The following is an 18,858-nucleotide window of genomic DNA, read 5'->3' on the forward strand; positions in this document are numbered from 1 at the left end:
CCCACCTCAGAGCTGCGCCCACGCCTCGGTGAGCACTGAACGCAGAATGCCCTCGATCTCGTCGAACTCGGGCTGGCCGATGGTCAGCGGTGGGGCGAGCTGAATGACGGGGTCGCCCCGGTCGTCGGCCCGGCAGTACAGCCCCGCTTCGAACAGCGCCTTCGACAAGAAGCCGCGCAACAGCCGCTCGGACTCGTCGTCGTCGAACGTCTCTTTGGTGACCTTGTCTTTGACCAGCTCGATGCCGAAGAAGTAACCATCGCCGCGCACATCGCCCACGATCGGCAGGTCGTTGAGCTTCTCGAGCGTCGAACGAAAGGCGGGCGAGTTAGCCCGCACGCGTTCGTTCAGCTTCTCTTCTTCGAAGATGTCGAGGTTCTCCAACGCGACCGCGGCAGAAACCGGATGCCCGCCGAAGGTATAGCCGTGGTAGAACGAGGTCTGGCCGTGCTTGAACGGCTCGTAGACGCGATCTGAAACGATCGTGGCGCCGATGGGGGAGTAGCCGCTCGTCATGCCCTTCGCGCAGGTGATCATGTCGGGCACAAAACCGTACTCGTCGCAGGCGAACATGTGGCCGATGCGACCGAACGCGCAGATGACCTCGTCGCTGACCAGCAGCACGTCGTACTTGTCGCAGATGGCTCGTACGCGCTGAAAGTATCCGGGAGGCGGCGTGAAGCAGCCGCCGGAGTTCTGCACGGGCTCCAAGAACACCGCGGCGACCGTCTCGGGGCCTTCGAACTGGATCATCTCTTCGATGCGATCCGCCGCCCACACCCCGAAGTCTTCGAGATTGTCGGCGTGCTCGGTGGCGCGGTAGAAGTTCGTGTTCGGCACACGGAACCCGCCCGGGGTGACCGGTTCGAACATCTCTTTCATAGCCGGAATGCCGGTGATGGCCAGAGCGCCCTGCGGGGTGCCGTGGTAGGCGACCGCACGCGAGATGACCTTGTGCTTGGTGGGTCGGCCCTGCAGCTTCCAGTAGTACTTGGCGAGCTTGAACGCGGTCTCGACCGCCTCGCCGCCGCCGGTGGAGAAGAAGACGCGGTTGAGGTCGCCGGGCGCGTAGCCGGCGAGCCTGTCGGCCAGCTCGATGGCCGACGGATGCGCGTACGACCAGAGCGGAAAGAACGACAGCTCAGCGGCCTGCTTCGCAGCAACGTCAGCCAGGCGCTGCCGCCCGTGCCCGGCGTTCACGACGAACAGGCCGGAGAGGCCGTCGAAGTACTTCTTGCCCCTGCTGTCCCAGATGTGGTGACCGTCGCCCTTGACGATGATGGGCACCCCGGCACCGCTCTCCATGACGGATTGGCGGGCGAAGTGCATCCACAGGTGGTCTTTCGCCTTCTGCTGCAGGTCGGCCTCGTCGAACTTGCTCGAGATCGAAGAATCGGTGGGCGACGAATCGGTGGGCCCGGAGCCCGCGGCAGCAGCGGCAGCGGCGGTGGATTCGGTGATGGTCATGAGTTATCTCGTTCCCCAGTTGTAGAGCTGCTTGTGCAGTTTCAGATAGACGAATGTTTCGGTAGAGAGCACGCCGGGCAGCGTTCTGATGTCGGAGTTCAGCAGCGTGATGAGGTCGTCGTCGTTCTCGCAGACCACTTCGACCATGATGTCGAAGGTGCCGGCGGTGAGTACGACGTAGTCGACCGCAGAGAGGGCGGCAAGCGCATCCGCGACGACCCTGGTGTCGCCGGTGACCTTGAGGCCGATCATGGCCTGCCGGTAGAAACCGAGCTGCAATGGATCGGTGACGGCCACGATCTGCATGACGCCGGTCTCGGTCAGTTTCTGCACACGCTGCCTCACAGCGGCCTCGCTCAGGCCGACGGCTTTACCGATTTCGGCGTACGAGCGGCGGCCATCGTCTTGCAATTGCTCGATGATCGCCTTCGACGTGTCGTCGAGATGCGCTGTGCGCGGCTTGGGGCTCATGGCTCGATTCTGTCAGTGGATGGATGCCTCGGCAAGCGGATCCGTAGCAATCCCTCGATTCTGCCCTCGAAATCGATAGTTTGCCGCGCAACGACGACGCCAGCCATCGACACCCGAACAGGTCACACCGGTGTGCTTGCGCGGTGGCGCGGTCGTCTACAGTTGTGACGTGGAGCTGTACACCCGTAACAGCAGCTGGTCAGAAAGAGAATTCGCGTGACGCAGATCGGCGAGAGAACAGCGACGTTCCGTGTCACCAGCCCGGCTGATCCGACCAGGTCGTTCGACGTATCGTGGGCGGCGCTCACCGATGTCGGCAAGCGGCGCGCCGTCAACGAAGACAGTGTGGTCGCGCATCCGCCGATCTTCGCGGTGGCCGACGGCATGGGCGGCCACGCGGCGGGCGATGTGGCCAGTGACGCCGTGGTCAAGCGGCTCGGCGCGGTGGGCGACGCCCCGTTCACGACAGGCGACGTCATAGACGACGCGCTGTCGCAGGCGCTGACCGACATCGATCTAGTCGGCGACGCGACCACCCTCGGCACCGGAACGACCGTCACCGGCGTCGCGCTCAGCCTCGTCGACGGCGACCCGAAGTGGGCCGTCTTCAACATCGGCGATTCGCGGGTCTATCAGTTCGTGAACGGTGCTCTGCACCGGCTCACCGTCGATCACTCCGTGGTGCAAGAGCTGGTGGATGCCGGGCTCATCACCGCCGAACAGGCCGAGACTCATCCCGACAGCAACATCATCACCCGCGCCGTCGGCTTTCACGAGAAGCCCGTGCCCGACTACTCGCTGCTCGAGCTGCAGGCGGGGCAGCGCATTCTGATCTGCAGCGACGGACTCACCAAAGAGCTCACCGACCACGGCATCGCGCACTACCTCGGCCGCGAGGGTTCGGCATGGGATGCCGCTTCGGCGCTGGTGGGCGCCGCGCTGACGAACGGGGGGCGCGACAACGTGACGGTTCTTGTCATCGATGTCGCCACCGCCGATTCCGACGCAACTCGCGATAACTGACGCTTATCGACTTCACGAAGGCACAGACAACGAATTCGTCGGTCAAATCACGAATTCTGTGCTGATTTCGTAAAGATTATGTTTCGAGATCGCGCTTTTCGTGTGCGCGACTGTGAAACCGCTACGGCGTATGCAAGTATCGAGACACTGATTTCGGCCCCTGTCTGAGAACAGGCCCGCTCACCCACAGCCCGAGGAGTGACTCACCGATGCCGTTGCAACCCCCACAAGACCCGATGATCATCGAGGCGATCAAGCACTCGCAGGCCATGCAGAAGGCGAAGAGGCTCAGCATGAGCCGCCGCGGCTTTCTCGGCACGCTGGGTCTTGGCGCCGGCGCGCTCACGCTCGCCGCATGTGCACCGCAGACCGCTGCGAAGGCCGCCCTGACTCCCGCCACCGACGTCTCGGCCACCGACAAGACGCTCGTCTGGGACAACTGGCCGGCCTACATGGACGAAGACGACGAAGGCAACTACCCCACGCTCGTCGCGTTCCAGCAGCAGTCGGGCATCACGGTCACGTACAACGTGGCCGTCGATGACAACAACACCTATTACGCCAAGGTGAAAGACCAGCTCGCCCTGGGCCAAGACATCGGCACCGACACCGTGTGCCTCACCGACTGGATGGTGGCGCGCCTCGTGCGCCTCGGCTACCTGCAGACCCTCGATCACGCGAGCATCCCGAACATCAAGAACCTCAGCTCGGCGTTCGCCAACCCCGACTTCGACAAGGGCCGCCAGTTGTCGCTGCCCTGGCAGGGCGGCTTCGCGGGCATCTGCTGGAACACCGAGAAGGTGCCCAACGGCCTCAAGAGCATCGAAGACCTGTGGAGCCCCGAGCTCAAGGGCCGCGTCGGCGTGCTGAGCGAGATGCGAGACACGATGGGCCTCATCATGCTCTCGCAAGGCGTAGACATCACCGGCAGCTGGGGCGACAGCGAGTACGGCAAGGCCGTCGATGCCTTCACCGAACAGGTGTCGAACGGCCAGGTGCGCAACATCAAGGGCAACCAGTACCTCAACGACCTGCAGAACGAAGACACGTTCGCGGCCATCTGCTGGTCGGGCGACATCACGTCGCTCAACGCGACGGCCGGTGACAAGTGGCAGTTCGCCATTCCCGACTCGGGCGGAACGCTCTGGAACGACACCTTCGTGGTGCCGATGGGGTCGAAGCACAAGGCGAACGCCGAGGCCGTGATGAACTACTACTACGAGCCCGAGGTCGCCGCCGAGCTGGCCGCATGGGTGAACTACATCACGCCGGTCGACGGGGCAAAAGAAGCGATGGATGCCATCGATCCCGATCTGGCCTCGAACCAGCTCATCTTCCCTGACGCCGACACTCTGTCGACGGTGCACGTCTTCCGCACGCTCACGCCGACCGAAGAGACGAACTACGAGGCGCAGTTCCAGAAGATTCTGCTGGGTTCTTGATGGCTACCGGTACCTTCGCCGAGAAAGGCGCCGACCTCGAACTGGTCGGAATCCAGAAGCGTTTTCCGGGCTTCACGGCCATCGAGTCGCTGGATCTGTTCATTCCCGAGGGCTCGTTCTTCGCGCTGCTGGGCCCGTCGGGGTGCGGCAAGACCACGACCCTGCGGCTGGTCGCCGGCCTCGAAGAGCCGACCGAGGGCCGCATCATCATCGGCGGCAAAGACGTCACCTCGACCAAGCCGTACCAGCGCCCGGTCAACACCGTTTTTCAGTCGTACGCGCTCTTTCCGCACATGACCGTGCTCGAGAACGTCGCCTTCGGCCTGCGCCGGCGAAGCATCGCCTCGCCCGTCGAGAAGGCGCACGAGGCACTGCGCCTCGTCGAGCTCGACCACCTGGCGGCGCGCAAGCCGGGCAGCCTCTCGGGCGGTCAGCAACAGCGCGTCGCTCTCGCCCGCGCCATTGTAAATCGGCCGGCCCTGCTGCTGCTCGACGAACCGCTCGGCGCGCTCGACCTCAAGCTGCGCCGCCAGATGCAGCTCGAGCTGAAAGACATTCAGACCGAGGTCGGCCTCACCTTCTTGCACGTCACCCACGATCAAGAGGAAGCCATGACCATGGCCGACACCATCGCGGTCATGAACAAGGGCCAGATCGAGCAGATGGGCGCCCCCGAAGAGCTCTACGAACTGCCGCGCACGGCGTTCGTCGCGAACTTTCTCGGGCAATCCAATCTGTTCACGGGGCCCGTGTCGGGCACGACTCCGGATGCTCTGACCGTCGCTGTTGGCGCAGCATCCATCACCGTTCCGTATGCCCGTGCCCCGCGTCGCTCGGGCACCGTCACCGTCGGCGTGCGCCCCGAGAAGCTCACGCTGCTCACCGAAGCTCCGGCACCCGTAGCCGGGCGCAACGTGCTCGGCCCAGGGCGCGTGATCGACGTGTCGTTCAGCGGCGTGAGTACCCAGTACGTCATCGCGATTCCGGGTGTGGGCGACGTTATCGTGTTCGCCCAGAACATGGTGTTCGGCCCGGTCGTGCACGTGGGCGCCGAGGTCTGGGTGAGCTGGGCCGTCGAGCACGGCTTCGGGCTGGAGGATGCTCCGGACGAGGTCGCTGCGGGCATCCACGACGCCGCGGTCGCGGCCGGACTCACGGCCGACGACGCGCTCGAGAAGGCGTAACGACCATGGCATTCACCGCGTTCTCATCGGCGCCGACCAGTACGGGCGGGGCGAACGGTACTGAGCCGGCGGGCCGCAAGCGCAGCTGGATCGCGCTCGTGCTGCTGCTGCCGGGCATCCTGTACCTGCTGTTGTTTTTCATCGCGCCGCTGATCTCGCTGATCTTCACGTCGTTTCAGCAGCCGGTGATCGACGGCGACATCGGGCAGTATTCGGCCGGTTTTCAGTGGCAGAACTACACGGATGCTGTGGGGCAGTACCTGCCGCTCATCTTCCGGGCGTTCGGTTATGCGATTCTCGCGACGGTGTTCGCGCTGGTGATCAGCTACCCGATGGCCTACTTCATCGGGGTGAAGATGCGGCGCTGGCCGCTGGCGCAGAGCCTGCTGCTGACGCTCGTGATCGCTCCGTTCTTCATCAGCTTCTTGCTGCGCACGCTCGCTTGGAAGCAGCTCTTCTCCGACGAGGGGCCGGTGGTGCCGGTGCTGAAGGCGCTCTCGGTGCTGCCGACCGACGGGCACATCACGGGCACTCCGTTCGCCGTGGTGTTCGGCCTCACCTACAACTTCATTCCGTTCATGACGTTGCCGCTGTACGCCGTGCTCGAGCGGATGGACACGCGGTACATCGAGGCGGGCGCCGACCTGTACGCGTCGCCGTGGACCACCTTTCGAAAGGTGACGGTACCGCTGTCGATGCCGGGTATCGTCTCGGGAACGCTGCTCACGTTCATCCCGGCTGCCGGCGACTACATCAACGCGAGCAACGACTTTCTGGGCAGTTCGCAGACCTCGATGGTCGGTAATGCCATCGAGGCGAACTTCTTGGTGCTGCAGAACTATCCGATAGCCGCGGCGCTCTCGATCGTCTTGATGGCGGTCATTCTCATCATCGTCGGCATCTACGTGCGCCGGGCCGGAACGGAAGACCTGATATGAGCGCCACGACTTCTCGAGCAGGGTATGCGTCGTCGACGCCGGGCGGGCTGGCGTCGACGCTGGAGGCGCCGCTGCCGGCCTCGCCGCGTCGGCGTTCGCGCATCCGTTTTCGTGGGCTGGGGCTGCCGATCTACACGGCGCTGGCGCTCATCTTCTTGCTGATTCCGATCGCGTACACGTTCATCTTCTCGTTCAACAATTCGGGCAAGCTCAACATCGCGTGGCAGGGCTTCACGCTCGACAAGTGGACGCACGTCTGCGATGCCCAGGGCGTGTGCGACGCGTTCGTGAACAGCATCATCGTGGGTGTCGTCGCGACCGTGCTGGCGACCATCCTGGGCACGGCGATCGCGATCGCGCTGGTGCGTTACCGCTTCCGGGCGCGCTCGCTCATCTCGTTGCTGCTGTTTCTGCCGATGGCGACCCCCGAGGTCGTGCTCGGCGCGGGGCTCGCGGCGCAGTTTCTGTCGCTCGGAGTGAACAAGGGCCTCGGCACGATCATCATCGCGCACACGATGTTCTGCATCTCGTTCGTGGTGGTCACGGTGAAGGCACGGGTGTCGTCGCTCGACCCGGCGCTCGAGGAGGCGGGGCGCGACCTGTACGGCTCGCCTTCGGCCGTGTTCTGGCGCATCACGTTTCCGCTGCTGATCCCGGGTATTGCGGCGGCCGCGCTGCTCTCGTTCGCGCTGAGCTTCGACGACTTCATCATCACGAACTTCAACTCGGGTGCGGTCGATACGTTTCCGAAGTTCATCTACATCGCGGCGGCCCGCGGAATCCCGGCTGAGGCCAACGTGATCGCGTCGGCGGTGTTCATCCTCGCGATCGTGATCGTCGTCGTGGCGCAGGTCACCCGCGCGGCTCGCGCGAAGAGGTTGGCGCGCACGCAGTAGCGAGAGGTCAGCGGCTACACGTTGGGGGAGACGCGGATGGCGCCGACGGGGGCTGTGCCGCCATACACCGTGAGGTCGAGGTGGGGGAGCAGGGCATCCAGTTGCGCCTGCGTGAGGGCCCCGACCGAGACCAGCAGCGTGAGGCCGACGAGCGACGCGGCACGGAGGTTGCCGTCGAGCATCTTGAGGGCGACGGTGGTGCCGGCCGAGGCTGCAGTTTCCGATGACGCGGGGTGCTGGGCGGGCGCTGTCTGACTCGTGACCGACATCACCATGACGCCCTCGGCGCCGAGCTTGGCGAGCACGTGCAGCTCGTCGATGACGAGGGTGTTGGCGCGTCCGGGGCCGTCGATGGCCCAGCCGTTGGCCAGCACCGATGCCGTCAGAGTTGCCGCAGGGCCCTCGGTGGCGGCCGTGATGCGGCCGATTCCGCGGGCGAGACCGATCAGCGAAACGGCATGGATGGGGGCCCCGCAGCCGTCGATTCCCGTCGCCGTAATGGGTTCGCCCGTAAGGCGCTCGACGGTCTGCGCGATGCGCTGCTGCAGGGGGTGATCGAGTTCGAGGTACGTTTCGGTCGGCCATCCGTTCAGCCGGCAGGCGTAGAGCATGGCGGCGTGCTTGCCCGAGCAGTTCATGTAGACGGATGCCCGCCCGGCACGTTCGCGCACGAGTTCGTTGCGCGCGTCGGAGTCGCCGGGCCAGTCGGCGGGGCACTTCAGGTCTTCGCGGCCGAGCCCGCCCTTCGTGAGGATCGAGTCCACCACTTCGACGTGCCGCGCTGTTCCGGCGTGGCTCGCGGTGGCCAGCACGGTCTGCACGGCATCGAGGTCGACGCTGGTCGCAGGGGTGGCGTCGGTTGCAAGGGTGGTGCTGCCCGCGTGGCCGGCGATGGCCTCGAGCACGGTGAGCGCCTGGAACGGCTTGAGGCACGAGCGGGGGAACACGGGCGCCGAGGGATCGCCGAGCATCCGCAGCACCGCCCCGTCTGGGCCCACGACGACGGCCGACCCGATGTGCCGCGACTCGACGAACCCGCTGCGCTCGACGACCGCGAGCTCGACCGCCTCACCCGCCTCGAATGTGCCGCCGCTCACCTGTCGCCGCCCCTGCCGCCCCCGCAAGCATGGCGACTTTGCGAAAAAGCACCTTTCGGAGCGTTTTTAGGTGCTTTTGCGCAAAGTCGATCGTGAAGGCGCGGCGAGGAAGTGATCACGCGGTGGGGGTGGAGGCAGAGGCAGCGGCGGTGAGGCTCGCGAAGCCGGCGTCGAGCACGCTGAGGGCGTCTTCGAGGAGGGCGTCGGTGATGGTGACGCTCGGCAGGAAGCGCAGCACGTTGCCGTAGGTTCCGGCGGTGAGGATGAGCACGCCGTTCTGGGCAGCGTAGGCCGCGAGTGCCGTGACCGCTGCCGCGTTCGGCTCTTTGGTGGTCTGGCCGGTGCCGGGCTGAACGAGTTCGATGGCGATCATGGCGCCGATGCCGCGCACGTCGCCGATGATGTCGTACTTCTTCTGCAGCTCGAGCAGGCCGGTCGAGAGGGTCTGCTCCACGCGCGTCGCCTCGGCGAGCAGGCCGCGGCGTTCGATCTCGCCGAACACGGCGACGGCGGCTGCGGCGGCGACGGGGTTGCCGCCGAAAGTGCCGCCGAGCCCGCCGGGAAGGGCGGAGTCCATGATCTCGGCACGCCCGGTCACGGCAGCGAGCGGGAGACCGCCCGCGATGCCCTTGGCCGAGAGCACGAGGTCGGGCTCCAGACCGAAGTGCTCACTCGCGAAGTACGCGCCGGTGCGGGCCATTCCGCTCTGGATCTCGTCGGCGACGAACACGATGCCGTTCTCGGTGCACCACGCCTGCAGCGCCGGCAGGTATCCGTCGGCGGGCACGACGAAGCCGCCCTCGCCCTGGATGGGCTCGACCACGAGGCAGGCGAGGTCATAAGCGCCGACGGTCTTCTCGAGGTAGCCGATGGTTCGTGCGGCCGCTTCGGATCCGCTGAGGCCGTCGTGGTAGGGGTAGGAGTTCGGCGCGCGGTACACGTCGCCGGCGAAGGGACCGAACCCCGTCGAGTACGGCGCCGCCTTGAAGTTCATGGCCATGGTGAGGTTGGTGCGGCCGTGGTAGGCGTGCTCGAGCACGGCGACGCCCACGCGGCGGGTGTACTTGCGGGCGATCTTCACCGCGTTCTCGACGGCCTCTGCGCCCGAATTGGCGAGCATGGTCTTCTTGGCGAAGTCGCCGGGGGTGTGCTCGGCGAGCAGCTCGGCGACCCGCACGTATTCTTCGTAGGGCGTGACGGTGAACAGGGTGTGGGTGACGTTCTGCAGCTGCTCGGTGGCGGCCTCGACGACTCCGAATTCGGTGTGCCCGACCGTCGTCACGCCGATGCCCGCACCCATGTCGATGAACTGATTGCCGTCGACGTCGACGAGAATCGCGCCGTTGGCGCGGGCGATGTAGACCGGCAGCACCGATGAGACGCCGACCGGCACGACGGCCAGGCGACGCGCATGCAGGGCATCAGACTGAGGGCCCGGAATCGCGGTGATGATCTTGCGCTCCTGCGGCACGGTGTAAACGTCGGTCGGCACGGTGTCTGTCATGTCTCCAGGGTACCCGACGACTACCGTCTGAGCGGTACAGTACACACCGGATGTTCGGGGTGGAGCACCGCATTTTCGGGTTGGAGCACCGGATGATCGGGCCGAAGCACCGGCTAGGCTGACACTCGTGAGCGCTCCATCCCAGCAAGCACAGCACCACTACTCTGTGAGCGTCGAATGGCAGGGCAACCGCGGATCCGGCACGAGCGGATACCGCGACTACAGCCGCGCGGGCGTCATCCGAGCCCAGGGCAAGGTCGAGCTGCCGTCGTCGGCCGACCGCACCTTTCACGGCGACCGCGACCGCTGGAACCCCGAAGAGCTGCTGCTCGCCGCCCTCGCCGAGTGTCACATGCTCTCGTACTTGCACGTCGCCGTGCAGCACGGTGTTGTCGTGACGGCCTACGAAGACGCGGCCGTCGGCACCATGCAGCAGGTCGGTCAGGGTGGCCACTTCACGAGCGTGACGCTGCGGCCCTTGGTGACGCTGGCCGATGAAGCGCAGCGCGAACTCGCCGATTCGTTGCACCACGAGGCCAGTGAACTGTGTTTCATCGCGCAGTCGGTGAACTTTCCGGTGCTGCACGAGCCGCGGTCTTCTTCTTGACCACCTACCAGCGCCGCGTGCTGATCGTCGCGATACTCGCGTCGTTCATCTCGTTTCTCGACGGCACCGTCATCAACGTCGCGCTGCCGGCGATCGAGCGGGAACTCGGCGGCGGGCTTGCCGGCCAGCAGTGGGTGGTCGACGCCTACCTCATCACGTTGACCGCGGTGATTCTGCTCGCCGGGTCGTTGTCAGACGCATACGGGCGCCGCCGCGTCATCTTCTGGGGGCTGATCGGGTTCGGAGGGGCATCCGTTCTCTGTGCGATCGCGCCGACCGACGAGTTTCTCATCGTGTCGCGCGGCATTCAGGGCATCGCGGGCGCGCTGCTGGTGCCGAGTTCGCTGGCTATCATCATCTCGAACTTCGACGGGCCGAAGCGGGCCCGCGCCATCGGCCAGTGGACCGCCTGGACCAGCACCGCGTTTCTCGCCGGCCCCTTGCTCGGCGGTGTTCTGGTGGACTTCGCGTCGTGGCGGCTCGTTTTCGCCATCAACGTGATTCCGATCGCCCTCACGCTCTGGCTGCTGCGGGGCATCCACGTCGAGCCGCCGAAGCCGGTCAAGCCGCAGATCGACTACCGCGGGGCGGTGCTGGGGGTCTTCGGGGTGGGGTTACCGGTATTCGCGCTGATCGAGCAGCAGCGGCTCGGCTGGGGCAACCCTGTCGTGTGGGGGGCGATGGTGATCGGGGTGCTCGCCTTCGCGGGGTTCATCTGGAACGAGCGGCACGTGAAGCAGCCGATGCTGCCGCTCAGCCTGTTCGCGGTGCGCAACTTCTGGGTGGGCAACCTGGCGACGGTGTTCATCTATGCCGGGTTGTCGCTCGGCAACTTCTTGCTGACGATCTTCTTGCAGCAGGTGGCGGGCTACTCGGCGACGGAGGCCGGGCTCGCCTCGCTGCCGTCGACCATCATCAGCATCTCGCTCTCGACCCTGTTCGGCACGCTGGCCGGAAAGTACGGCTCGCGCTGGTTCATGGCGGCAGGCCCCGTGATCGGGGCGGTCGGCTGGGTGCTGCTGTCGCAGGTCACTCCCGAGGCGAATTACCTCACGCAGGTGGTTCCGGGCACGGTGGTGTTCTCGCTGGGGCTCGTCATGACGGTGGCGCCGCTGACCGCGGCGGTGCTGGGAGCGATCGATCCGGAGCGCGCCGGCATCGCCTCTGCCGTGAACAACGCGGTGTCGCGCGTAGCGGGGCTCGTGGCCACTGCGGCGGCGGCGCTCATCGTGGGCGACGCCCTCACAACCGGCGGATTCTCGCGCGGGGCGATCACCACGGCCATCCTGCTCGTGGCGGGCGGCGTGGTCTCGGCCATCGGCATCCAGAACGCCAAGCGCCCCGCCAAGGTCTAAATGGCGCTCTTGCGGGGGAGTTTCGGCAGGCTGGGGCGGTCGAGCCAGGAGGCGAAGAGCGCGCCGACGGGGGCCGCGGCGTAACGCTCGACGAGCGCGATGAACTCGGGCGTCGAAACCGAGCCGTGCCGATGGGTCGCCACCCACTCGCGCAGCAGGGCGAAGAACGACGCGTCGCCGAGGATGCGCCGAATGGCGTGCAGCGTGAGCGCGCCACGCTTGTAGACCCGGTCGTCGAACATGTGCAGAGCGCCGGGGTCGCCGACGAGCAGGTCTTTCGGCAGCCGGTTGAGCTTCGCCCAGTGCGCCTCGGCGCAGGCGTCGGCGGTGGGGCCCCCCGACTCATCCGACCACAACCATTCGGCGTAACAAGCGAAGCCTTCGTGCAGCCAGATGTCGCGCCAGAGCGAGACGGTGAGGCTGTTGCCGAACCACTGGTGCGAGAGCTCGTGGGCGATGAGCCGCTCCGAGCCGCCGACGCCGTCGATGTGGTTGCGGCCGAAGATGGCAAGCCCCTGTGCCTCGAGCGGAATCTCCAGATCGTCGTCGGTGACGACGACGGTGTAGTCCTCGAACGGGTAGGGCCCGAACAGACGCTCGAACAGTTCCATCATGCGCGGCTGCGGCTCGAAGTCGGCCAGCGCGTTCGGGCGCAGGTCTTCGGGCAGCAGCACGTACTGGGGCACCCCGCTCTGCGAGACGCCCATGGTCTCGTAGAGGCCGATCTGCACGGTCGCGAGGTAGGTCGCCATCGGTTCGTGACTGTGGAACTCCCACTGCGTGCGGCTCGCCCGCTGCGACTTGTGCACGAGTTCGCCGTTGCAGAGCACGCGGTAGGCCGTCTCGGCCGAGAACTTGATGGTGTAGGTGGCCTTGTTCGACGGATGATCGTTGCAGGGAAACCACGATGGCGCGCCGCTCGGCTGGCCGGCCACAATCACCCCGTCGGAGAGCTCCTCCCAGCCCACCTCGCCCCACTGGCTGCGCACCGGACGAGGCAGCCCGGCGTACCGCACCGTCACGGTGAACTCGGCGCCGTTGTTCAGGGGAGTGCCCGGGGTGATGACGAGCTTGCGCGCCGTCTGCTGCAGGTGCGCCGAACGCACTCCGTTGACGCTGACCTTGCTGGCCACGAGACCGGCGAAGTCCATGCTGAACTTGCTGAGCCGCTGCGTGGCGACGGCGGTGATGGTAGCGGTCGCGGTGAGGCGGTTGCTCGACACCCGGTAGTCGCAGTCGAGGTCGTAGTGCAGCACGGTGTAACCGCCGTTGCCGCTCGTGGGCAGGTAGGGGTCGCCGAACGTGCGGGCCCCTTCGGAGGCCAAAGCGGTCGACGTGTTGCGCGGCATCAGGTAGCAGCCCCAGACACTGGCGTCGCCAGACCGGCCACCGCGGCATCCGTCGTCAGCGTGTCGCCGGAGTCGTCGTGCACGACCCACGGCGCAATGGGGTTGCCCGCCCAGCGTGAACCCGCCGGAACGTTCTCGCCGCGCATCACGAGTGACGCCGGGCCGACCGTCGCGTGCTCACCGATCGAGGCCGCCGGCAGAATCACGCCGTGCGGCCCGAGCGTCGCCCCGTCGTCGAGTTCGACGCCGTCGAGGCTCATCACCCGGTCGTGAAAGAGGTGGGTCTGCACCACGCAGCCGCGATTGACCGTCGATCCGGTGCCGAGCGAGACGAGGTCGGCCTCGGGCAGCCAGTAGGTCTCGAGCCAGGCGCCGCGGCCGATGCGGGTGCCGAGCGAGCGCAGCCACCAGGCGAGCGCGGGCGTGCCAGTAGCCGCGTTCGCGAACCACGGAGCAGCAACCATCTCTACAAAGGTATCCGACACTTCGTTGCGCCAGACGAACGACGACCACAGGGGGTGCTCGTCTGCTACTATCCGCCCGACCAGCGCCCACTTCGCGGCCGTCGTCACCAGCGCAGCGACCGCTCCGGCCGCGAGCAGCACCGCACCCGAGAGCACGATCGCCCAGCCGAGCCCGAACGCGTCGAGCAGCAGTTCGAGCACGACAGCGACGCCGAGTCCGATCGCGACGCTGATCATCACCGGCACGAGGCGGCCGAGTTCCCAGAGGCCGCGGGCGAGTTTCAGACCAGCGGATGGTCGGAAGGTGCGCCCTTCATCGAACTCGTTGACCTGGCGCCGCAGCCGCACGGGCGGGTTGCCCAGCCACGACGACCCGTTTTTGGCCTTGCGCGGGGTGGCCGAGAGCACCGCCACCAGCCCGTTACGCGGCACGGATCGACCCGGCGCGGTCATGCCGCTGTTGCCGAGGAACGCCCTTTTTCCGACCCGCGCTTCGTCGATGCGCACCCAGCCGCCGCCGAGCTCGTATGACGCGACCATCGTGTCGTCGGCGAGAAAAGCGTGGTCGCCGATGGTGGTCATGGCGGGGAGAAGCAGAACCGTCGAGGCTTCGACGTTCTTGCCGACCTTCGCCCCGAGCATCCGGAGCCAGACCGGGGTGAACAGGCTGGCGTAGAACGGGAACAGTATCGTTCGGGCGGCATCGAGCAGCCGTTCGGTCGCCCAGACCTGAAAGCCGACACGACTGCGCACGGGGTAGCTGCCGGGCCGGATGCCGAGCCCCAGCAGTCGCGCCACGATCACGGTGAGCCCCGCGTACACGATGCCCGCAGCGACGGTGGCCAGCGGCACCGCGGCGAGTACACGCCAGGCGGCATCGGCGAGCGACGGCAGGGTGGCCGAAGCGCCGACGGGTGCGGTCGCCAGACCTGCGACGGTTGTGCCGGTGCCGGTGCCGGTGCCGATGCTCGCGGGCGCCAGGCCCGACTGCCAGAGCCCCAGGAACAGCCCGGCGACAGCAGCGCCGGCCAGCACCGCGAGCACGGGCAGCAGCGACAGCGCCACCGATCCTGCCGCGTAGGCGAAGAGCCACCGAGTGTTGCGCGGCGGCCGCTGCTGCGGCCAGTCGGGCCGGGCCTTGCCGACCCGCTCGGCCGGGCTGCCCTCCCAGAGCTGGCCCGCCGGTACGCGGCCCGATACGGCGGAACCTGGCGCGATCTCCGCCCGGCGCCCGACGCGAGTGCCCGGCAGCAGCGTGCTGCGGGCGCCGACGGCCGCGTCCGCGCCGATCTGCACGGTGCCCAGGCGCAGCACGTCGCCGTCGATCCAGTAGCCCGCGAGGTCGACTTCGGGCTCGACGGATGCTCGTGCCCCGATCTTCAGCATGCCGGTGATGGGCGGCAGCGAGTGCAGGTCGACCCCCGGCGCGATTTTCGCCCCGAGGGCGCGGGCGTACGTGATGATCCACGGCGCGCCCGCGAGATTGGTGGCGCCGACGAGATGGGCGATCTGCTCGGCCAGCCAGAGCCGCACGTGCACGTTTCCGCCGCGCGGATGCTCGCCGGGTTCCACCCCGGCCAGCAACGCACGCGCCGCCAGCACCGAGATCGCCATGCGGCCGAACGGTGTGACCAGCAGGATGAAACCGACGAGAATGGCCCACCACGAGATGGTCGGTGCCCACGGAAACACGCCGAAGACCGAGAGGATGTTGTTGGCCGCGAGCACGTAGACGAGCCAGCGCAGCCCCACGAGAACGTACAGCGGAATGCCGAGCAGAGTCTGCGCCAGTTGGGTGCCGAACGGGGTCGGCCGCACCGGCTCCCGGCTCGACACGGCAGCAGGCGCTCGGCTGTCGAGTTCGGCCGCGAGGGCCCCGATGCGCGGGTGATCGTAGATGTCGGCCACGGTCGTTTCGGCGAAGCGTGTGCGAATCGCCGAGACGAGCTGCGCCGCTGACAGGCTGCCGCCGCCGAACGCGAAGAAGTCGTCGTCGGCGCTCTGCACGGGGGCGCCGAGAATGGCGGTCCAGTGTTCGGCGAGCCAGACCCCGGTCGGGCCGAGGGCCTGGGAGAGGGCATCCGGATGCCCGGCGGCACCCGCTGCATCAGCGTGCGTCTTGTCGCCGCCGTCGGCTGCGGACGCCGCGGATGCCCCGTTGAGAGTAGTCGTGGGCAACGGCCACGGCAGCGCCGCCTTGTCGACCTTGCCCGACGTTCGCGTCGGCAGCGACTCGACCACGGCCAGCAGCGGAATCAGCGCCGCGGGCAGTTCTTCGCGCAGCTGCGCCGTCGCAGCGGCCGTGTCGAACGGCACTCGTTCTGCTCCGGGCGCGGGTTCGCTCGGTGCGATATAACCCACGAGAATCTGGTTGCCGGCCGCGGTGCGCTGCACCACGACGGCGCCGCCCGCGACGCCCGGCAGGGCTTGCAGCGCCGCTTCGATCTCGCCGAGCTCGATGCGTCGCCCGCCCAGCTTGATCTGATCATCCACGCGCCCCTGAAAGACGAGACCGTCGCTGTCGAACACCACGAGGTCACCGCTGCGATAGGCGCGCTGCCAGCCGAGCGTGGGCATCGGGGCGTACTTCTCAGCGTCTTTGGCGGCGTCGAGGTAGCGAGCGAGGCCGACGCCGCCGATGATGAGTTCGCCGATCTCGCCTTCGCCGACCGGATGCCCGTCGCCGTCGACCACGGCCAGATTCCACCCGTCGAGCGGCAGCCCGATGCGCACGGGCGGCTCGCCGGTGAGGGGAGCGCCGCATGCCACGACGGTGGCCTCGGTGGGACCGTAGGTGTTCCACACTTCGCGGCCGTCGACCGCGAGCCGGGCGGCGAGTTCGGGCGGGCAGGCCTCGCCGCCGAAGATGAGCAGCCGCACGAGCTCGAGCGACTCCGGCGGCCAGAGTGCGGCGAGGGTCGGCACGGTGGAGACGATGGTGATGCCGTGCGCGATGAGCCAGGGCCCGAGGTCGACGCCCGAGCGCACCAGCGAACGGGGTGCGGGCACGAGGCAGGCGCCGTGCCGCCAGGCGAGCCACATCTCTTCGCACGAGGCGTCGAAGGCCACCGAGAGGCCGGCGAGAACGCGGTCGCCCGGGGCGATCGGGTCGCTCTGCAAGAACATACGCGCCTCGGCGTCGACGAACGCGGCGGCAGAGCGGTGCGTGACGGCGACGCCCTTCGGCGTGCCTGTGGAGCCCGAGGTGAAGATGATCCACGCGTCGTCGTCGATCGTGGGGCCGCCGACCACGGGCAGGGTGCCGGTGGGGCTGCCCAGGGTCGGCGTCGAATCTGTCGTGTGGGCTGGTACAGCTCTGTTCAGCACGATCTCCCCGCTCGCGCCGATGACACCGGCCACGGCCGCCTCGGTGAAGACCAGCGTCGCGCGCTCTTCGGGGTCGTCGGCATCGACGGGAACGTAACTGGCGCCCACCGCCAGCACCGCGAGAATCGAGATGTACAGCGTTCGGGTGCCCGACGGAATGCGAATGCCCACCCGGTCGCCGCGCCGCACACCGGCCGTGGCCAGCCGGGCCGCAGAGGAATTCACGGCCCGCAGCAACTCGCGGTAGCTCAGCGTTCCGCCGGTGTCGGCCAGCGCCGAGGCCTGCGGATGCTCGGCGGCGGTCGCCCGCAGAATCTCCATCAGCGTGCGCGGCTCTGGCGCGCGGTCGCCGGCGAGCAGTAGTCCGGGCCCTGCTAGCACTGGGCGCATGCCCCCGGCGGGCACAGGGCGCATGCCGCTTGTACCGGGGGCCGTGGGGGCACCGGGGGCACTGGGGTCGGGCATAACGGGCATCCTCTGGTCGGCTACGTCGTCGGATTGTACCGGTGCCGTCTGTCTCGGCAGTTAACGACTCGGCAGTTAACCACTCGGTAGTCAACCACTGGGCAGTTATCCCGCTGGGCTATTGTGGACTCTTCTTACACGGTGAGGTTTCATGCGCAGATTTGTTTCACCTCGGTTTGTTCCACCTCAGTTTGTTCCACCTCGGTTTGTCTCACGCAAGCGCGGTTCGATGCTGGTCACGATCGCAGCCTCTACGGTACTGCTCGGCGCTCTCGCCGGCTGCAGCGGCTCTCCGGCGCCCTCGCCCAGCGCGTCGGCACCCTGCTCACTCACCGCGCCCGGCCCGGCTTCAGACGCGGTGAAGGTCAGCGGCGACTTCGACACGCATCCCACGACCACGTTCACGGCCCCGATCACGACCGACATCACCGAACGCACCGTCGTGATCACCGGCACCGGCCCGGTGGCGAGCAACGACTCGCAGGCGACCATCGACTTCACGCTGTACAACGGCACGACCGGCGCCGAGCTCTACACCACGCTGAAAACCGGCGGCGTGCCGATTCCGGTGACGGTCGACGAATCCCAGTTCTTGCCGGGTCTCGTCAAGGCGGTGTCGTGCTCGCCGGTCGGCTCTCGGGTCGTCGCCGTCGTTCCGCCCGGTGATGCCTACGGTGCCAACGGAAACGCGAGCCTCGGCGTGGCCGCCACCGACACGCTGGTGTTCGTGGTCGACGTGAAAGACGACGGCCCGGTACCCTCGGCCACTCCGTCGGCGACGCTCGATCCGAACATCCCCACCTCGGCGACCGGCGCTCCACAGGCGGCACCCGTAGGCTTTCCCACGGTGACGCTCGCGGCCGACGGCAAGCCGACGGTCGCCATTCCCGCAGGCGACCCGCCGACCACCTTCGAGAGCGCCGTGCTGAAGAAGGGCGACGGGGCTACTGTCGCGAGCGGAGACGGCGTCGAGGTGCAGTACCAGGGCCTCATCTGGCGCACGGGAACCGTGTTCGACGAGAGCTGGGGCAAGCAGCCCGCCACCTTCAGCGTCGGCACCGGCCAGGTGATCGACGGGTTCAGTCAGGCCCTCATCGGGCAGACCGTGGGCTCCCAGATCATCGCGATCATCCCGCCCGCCCAGGGCTACGGCACGCCGGGTCTGCCCGCCGCGAACATCAACGGCACCGACACCTTGGTGTTCGTCGTCGACATTCTGGCCACCACGCCCGCCAGCTGACTCCGCCTGCGCCGGGCCAGCTAGGGTCG

Annotated in this window: 14 protein-coding genes; 8 read left to right on the forward strand and 6 right to left on the reverse strand. The window is 67.3% G+C overall.

Going from position 1 to position 18,858, the window contains the following annotated elements; translation table 11 throughout:
- Nucleotides 1-6: 6 nt before the first annotated feature.
- Both LQ955_RS04615 and LQ955_RS04620 read right to left on the reverse strand, forming a co-directional pair.
- A complete protein-coding gene (locus LQ955_RS04615; RefSeq protein ID WP_255713684.1) occupies nucleotides 7-1,467 on the reverse strand; it encodes an aspartate aminotransferase family protein in 1,461 nt (486 codons plus the stop codon).
- A gap of 3 nt (nucleotides 1,468-1,470) precedes the next feature.
- Nucleotides 1,471-1,938 carry an Lrp/AsnC family transcriptional regulator gene (locus LQ955_RS04620; protein ID WP_231027035.1) on the reverse strand — a complete coding sequence of 156 codons (468 nt, stop codon included), beginning with the start codon at nucleotides 1,936-1,938 and terminating at the stop codon, nucleotides 1,471-1,473.
- A 216-nt stretch (nucleotides 1,939-2,154) separates the two neighbouring features.
- Between LQ955_RS04620 and LQ955_RS04625 the strand changes: the two genes are divergently transcribed.
- The 5 genes from LQ955_RS04625 (at nucleotide 2,155) to LQ955_RS04645 (ending at nucleotide 7,421) form a co-directional block, all read left to right on the forward strand.
- A complete protein-coding gene (locus LQ955_RS04625) occupies nucleotides 2,155-2,961 on the forward strand; it encodes a PP2C family protein-serine/threonine phosphatase (protein WP_231027036.1) in 807 nt (268 codons plus the stop codon).
- A 209-nt stretch (nucleotides 2,962-3,170) separates the two neighbouring features.
- Complete coding sequence (locus LQ955_RS04630; protein WP_231027037.1) at nucleotides 3,171-4,403, forward strand: ABC transporter substrate-binding protein; 1,233 nt, start codon at nucleotides 3,171-3,173, stop codon at nucleotides 4,401-4,403.
- Nucleotides 4,403-5,587 carry an ABC transporter ATP-binding protein gene (locus LQ955_RS04635; protein WP_231027038.1) on the forward strand — a complete coding sequence of 395 codons (1,185 nt, stop codon included), beginning with the start codon at nucleotides 4,403-4,405 and terminating at the stop codon, nucleotides 5,585-5,587. The genes LQ955_RS04630 and LQ955_RS04635 overlap by 1 nt, the downstream gene beginning before the upstream one ends.
- A 5-nt stretch (nucleotides 5,588-5,592) precedes the next feature.
- A complete protein-coding gene (locus LQ955_RS04640; protein ID WP_231027039.1) occupies nucleotides 5,593-6,525 on the forward strand; it encodes an ABC transporter permease in 933 nt (310 codons plus the stop codon).
- The gene (locus tag LQ955_RS04645; RefSeq protein WP_231027040.1) at nucleotides 6,522-7,421 is read left to right on the forward strand and encodes an ABC transporter permease; all 900 of its coding nucleotides are present in this window, start codon (nucleotides 6,522-6,524) and stop codon (nucleotides 7,419-7,421) included. Before LQ955_RS04640 ends, LQ955_RS04645 begins: the two co-directional genes overlap by 4 nt.
- A gap of 14 nt (nucleotides 7,422-7,435) precedes the next feature.
- Here LQ955_RS04645 and LQ955_RS04650 read toward each other — a convergent pair whose 3' ends face one another.
- Both LQ955_RS04650 and gabT read right to left on the reverse strand, forming a co-directional pair.
- On the reverse strand, nucleotides 7,436-8,518 hold the full coding sequence (locus tag LQ955_RS04650) for an asparaginase (RefSeq protein WP_231027041.1): 1,083 nt from the start codon (nucleotides 8,516-8,518) through the stop codon (nucleotides 7,436-7,438).
- Between the two features lie 115 nt (nucleotides 8,519-8,633).
- Nucleotides 8,634-10,022 (reverse strand): 4-aminobutyrate--2-oxoglutarate transaminase, encoded by a 1,389-nt coding sequence (gene gabT / locus LQ955_RS04655; RefSeq protein ID WP_231027042.1) that lies wholly within the window; start codon nucleotides 10,020-10,022, stop codon nucleotides 8,634-8,636.
- Nucleotides 10,023-10,149: 127 nt separating this feature from the next.
- On the opposite strand from gabT, the gene LQ955_RS04660 reads away from it, so the two are divergent.
- Together LQ955_RS04660 and LQ955_RS04665 are read left to right on the forward strand one after the other, a co-directional pair.
- On the forward strand, nucleotides 10,150-10,629 hold the full coding sequence (locus LQ955_RS04660) for an OsmC family protein (protein ID WP_231027043.1): 480 nt from the start codon (nucleotides 10,150-10,152) through the stop codon (nucleotides 10,627-10,629).
- Entirely contained in the window at nucleotides 10,626-11,984 is a 1,359-nt protein-coding gene (locus LQ955_RS04665; RefSeq protein ID WP_231027044.1) for an MFS transporter, read from the forward strand. The genes LQ955_RS04660 and LQ955_RS04665 overlap by 4 nt, the downstream gene beginning before the upstream one ends.
- Here the strand turns inward: LQ955_RS04665 and LQ955_RS04670 are convergent.
- On the reverse strand, nucleotides 11,981-13,333 hold the full coding sequence (locus tag LQ955_RS04670; protein ID WP_231027045.1) for a M1 family metallopeptidase: 1,353 nt from the start codon (nucleotides 13,331-13,333) through the stop codon (nucleotides 11,981-11,983). The two genes, LQ955_RS04665 and LQ955_RS04670, sit on opposite strands and share 4 nt — an antisense overlap.
- Nucleotides 13,333-17,514, reverse strand: coding sequence for a Pls/PosA family non-ribosomal peptide synthetase (locus tag LQ955_RS04675; RefSeq protein ID WP_231028041.1), 4,182 nt, complete (start codon nucleotides 17,512-17,514; stop codon nucleotides 13,333-13,335). The genes LQ955_RS04670 and LQ955_RS04675 overlap by 1 nt, the downstream gene beginning before the upstream one ends.
- A 304-nt stretch (nucleotides 17,515-17,818) precedes the next feature.
- Here LQ955_RS04675 and LQ955_RS04680 point away from each other — a divergent pair, with 304 nt between their 5' ends.
- Nucleotides 17,819-18,829, forward strand: coding sequence for an FKBP-type peptidyl-prolyl cis-trans isomerase (locus LQ955_RS04680; protein ID WP_231027046.1), 1,011 nt, complete (start codon nucleotides 17,819-17,821; stop codon nucleotides 18,827-18,829).
- Nucleotides 18,830-18,858 lie beyond the last annotated feature (29 nt).

Source organism: Subtercola endophyticus, from assembly GCF_021044565.1.
Classification (GTDB): Bacteria; Actinomycetota; Actinomycetes; order Actinomycetales; family Microbacteriaceae; genus Subtercola; species Subtercola endophyticus.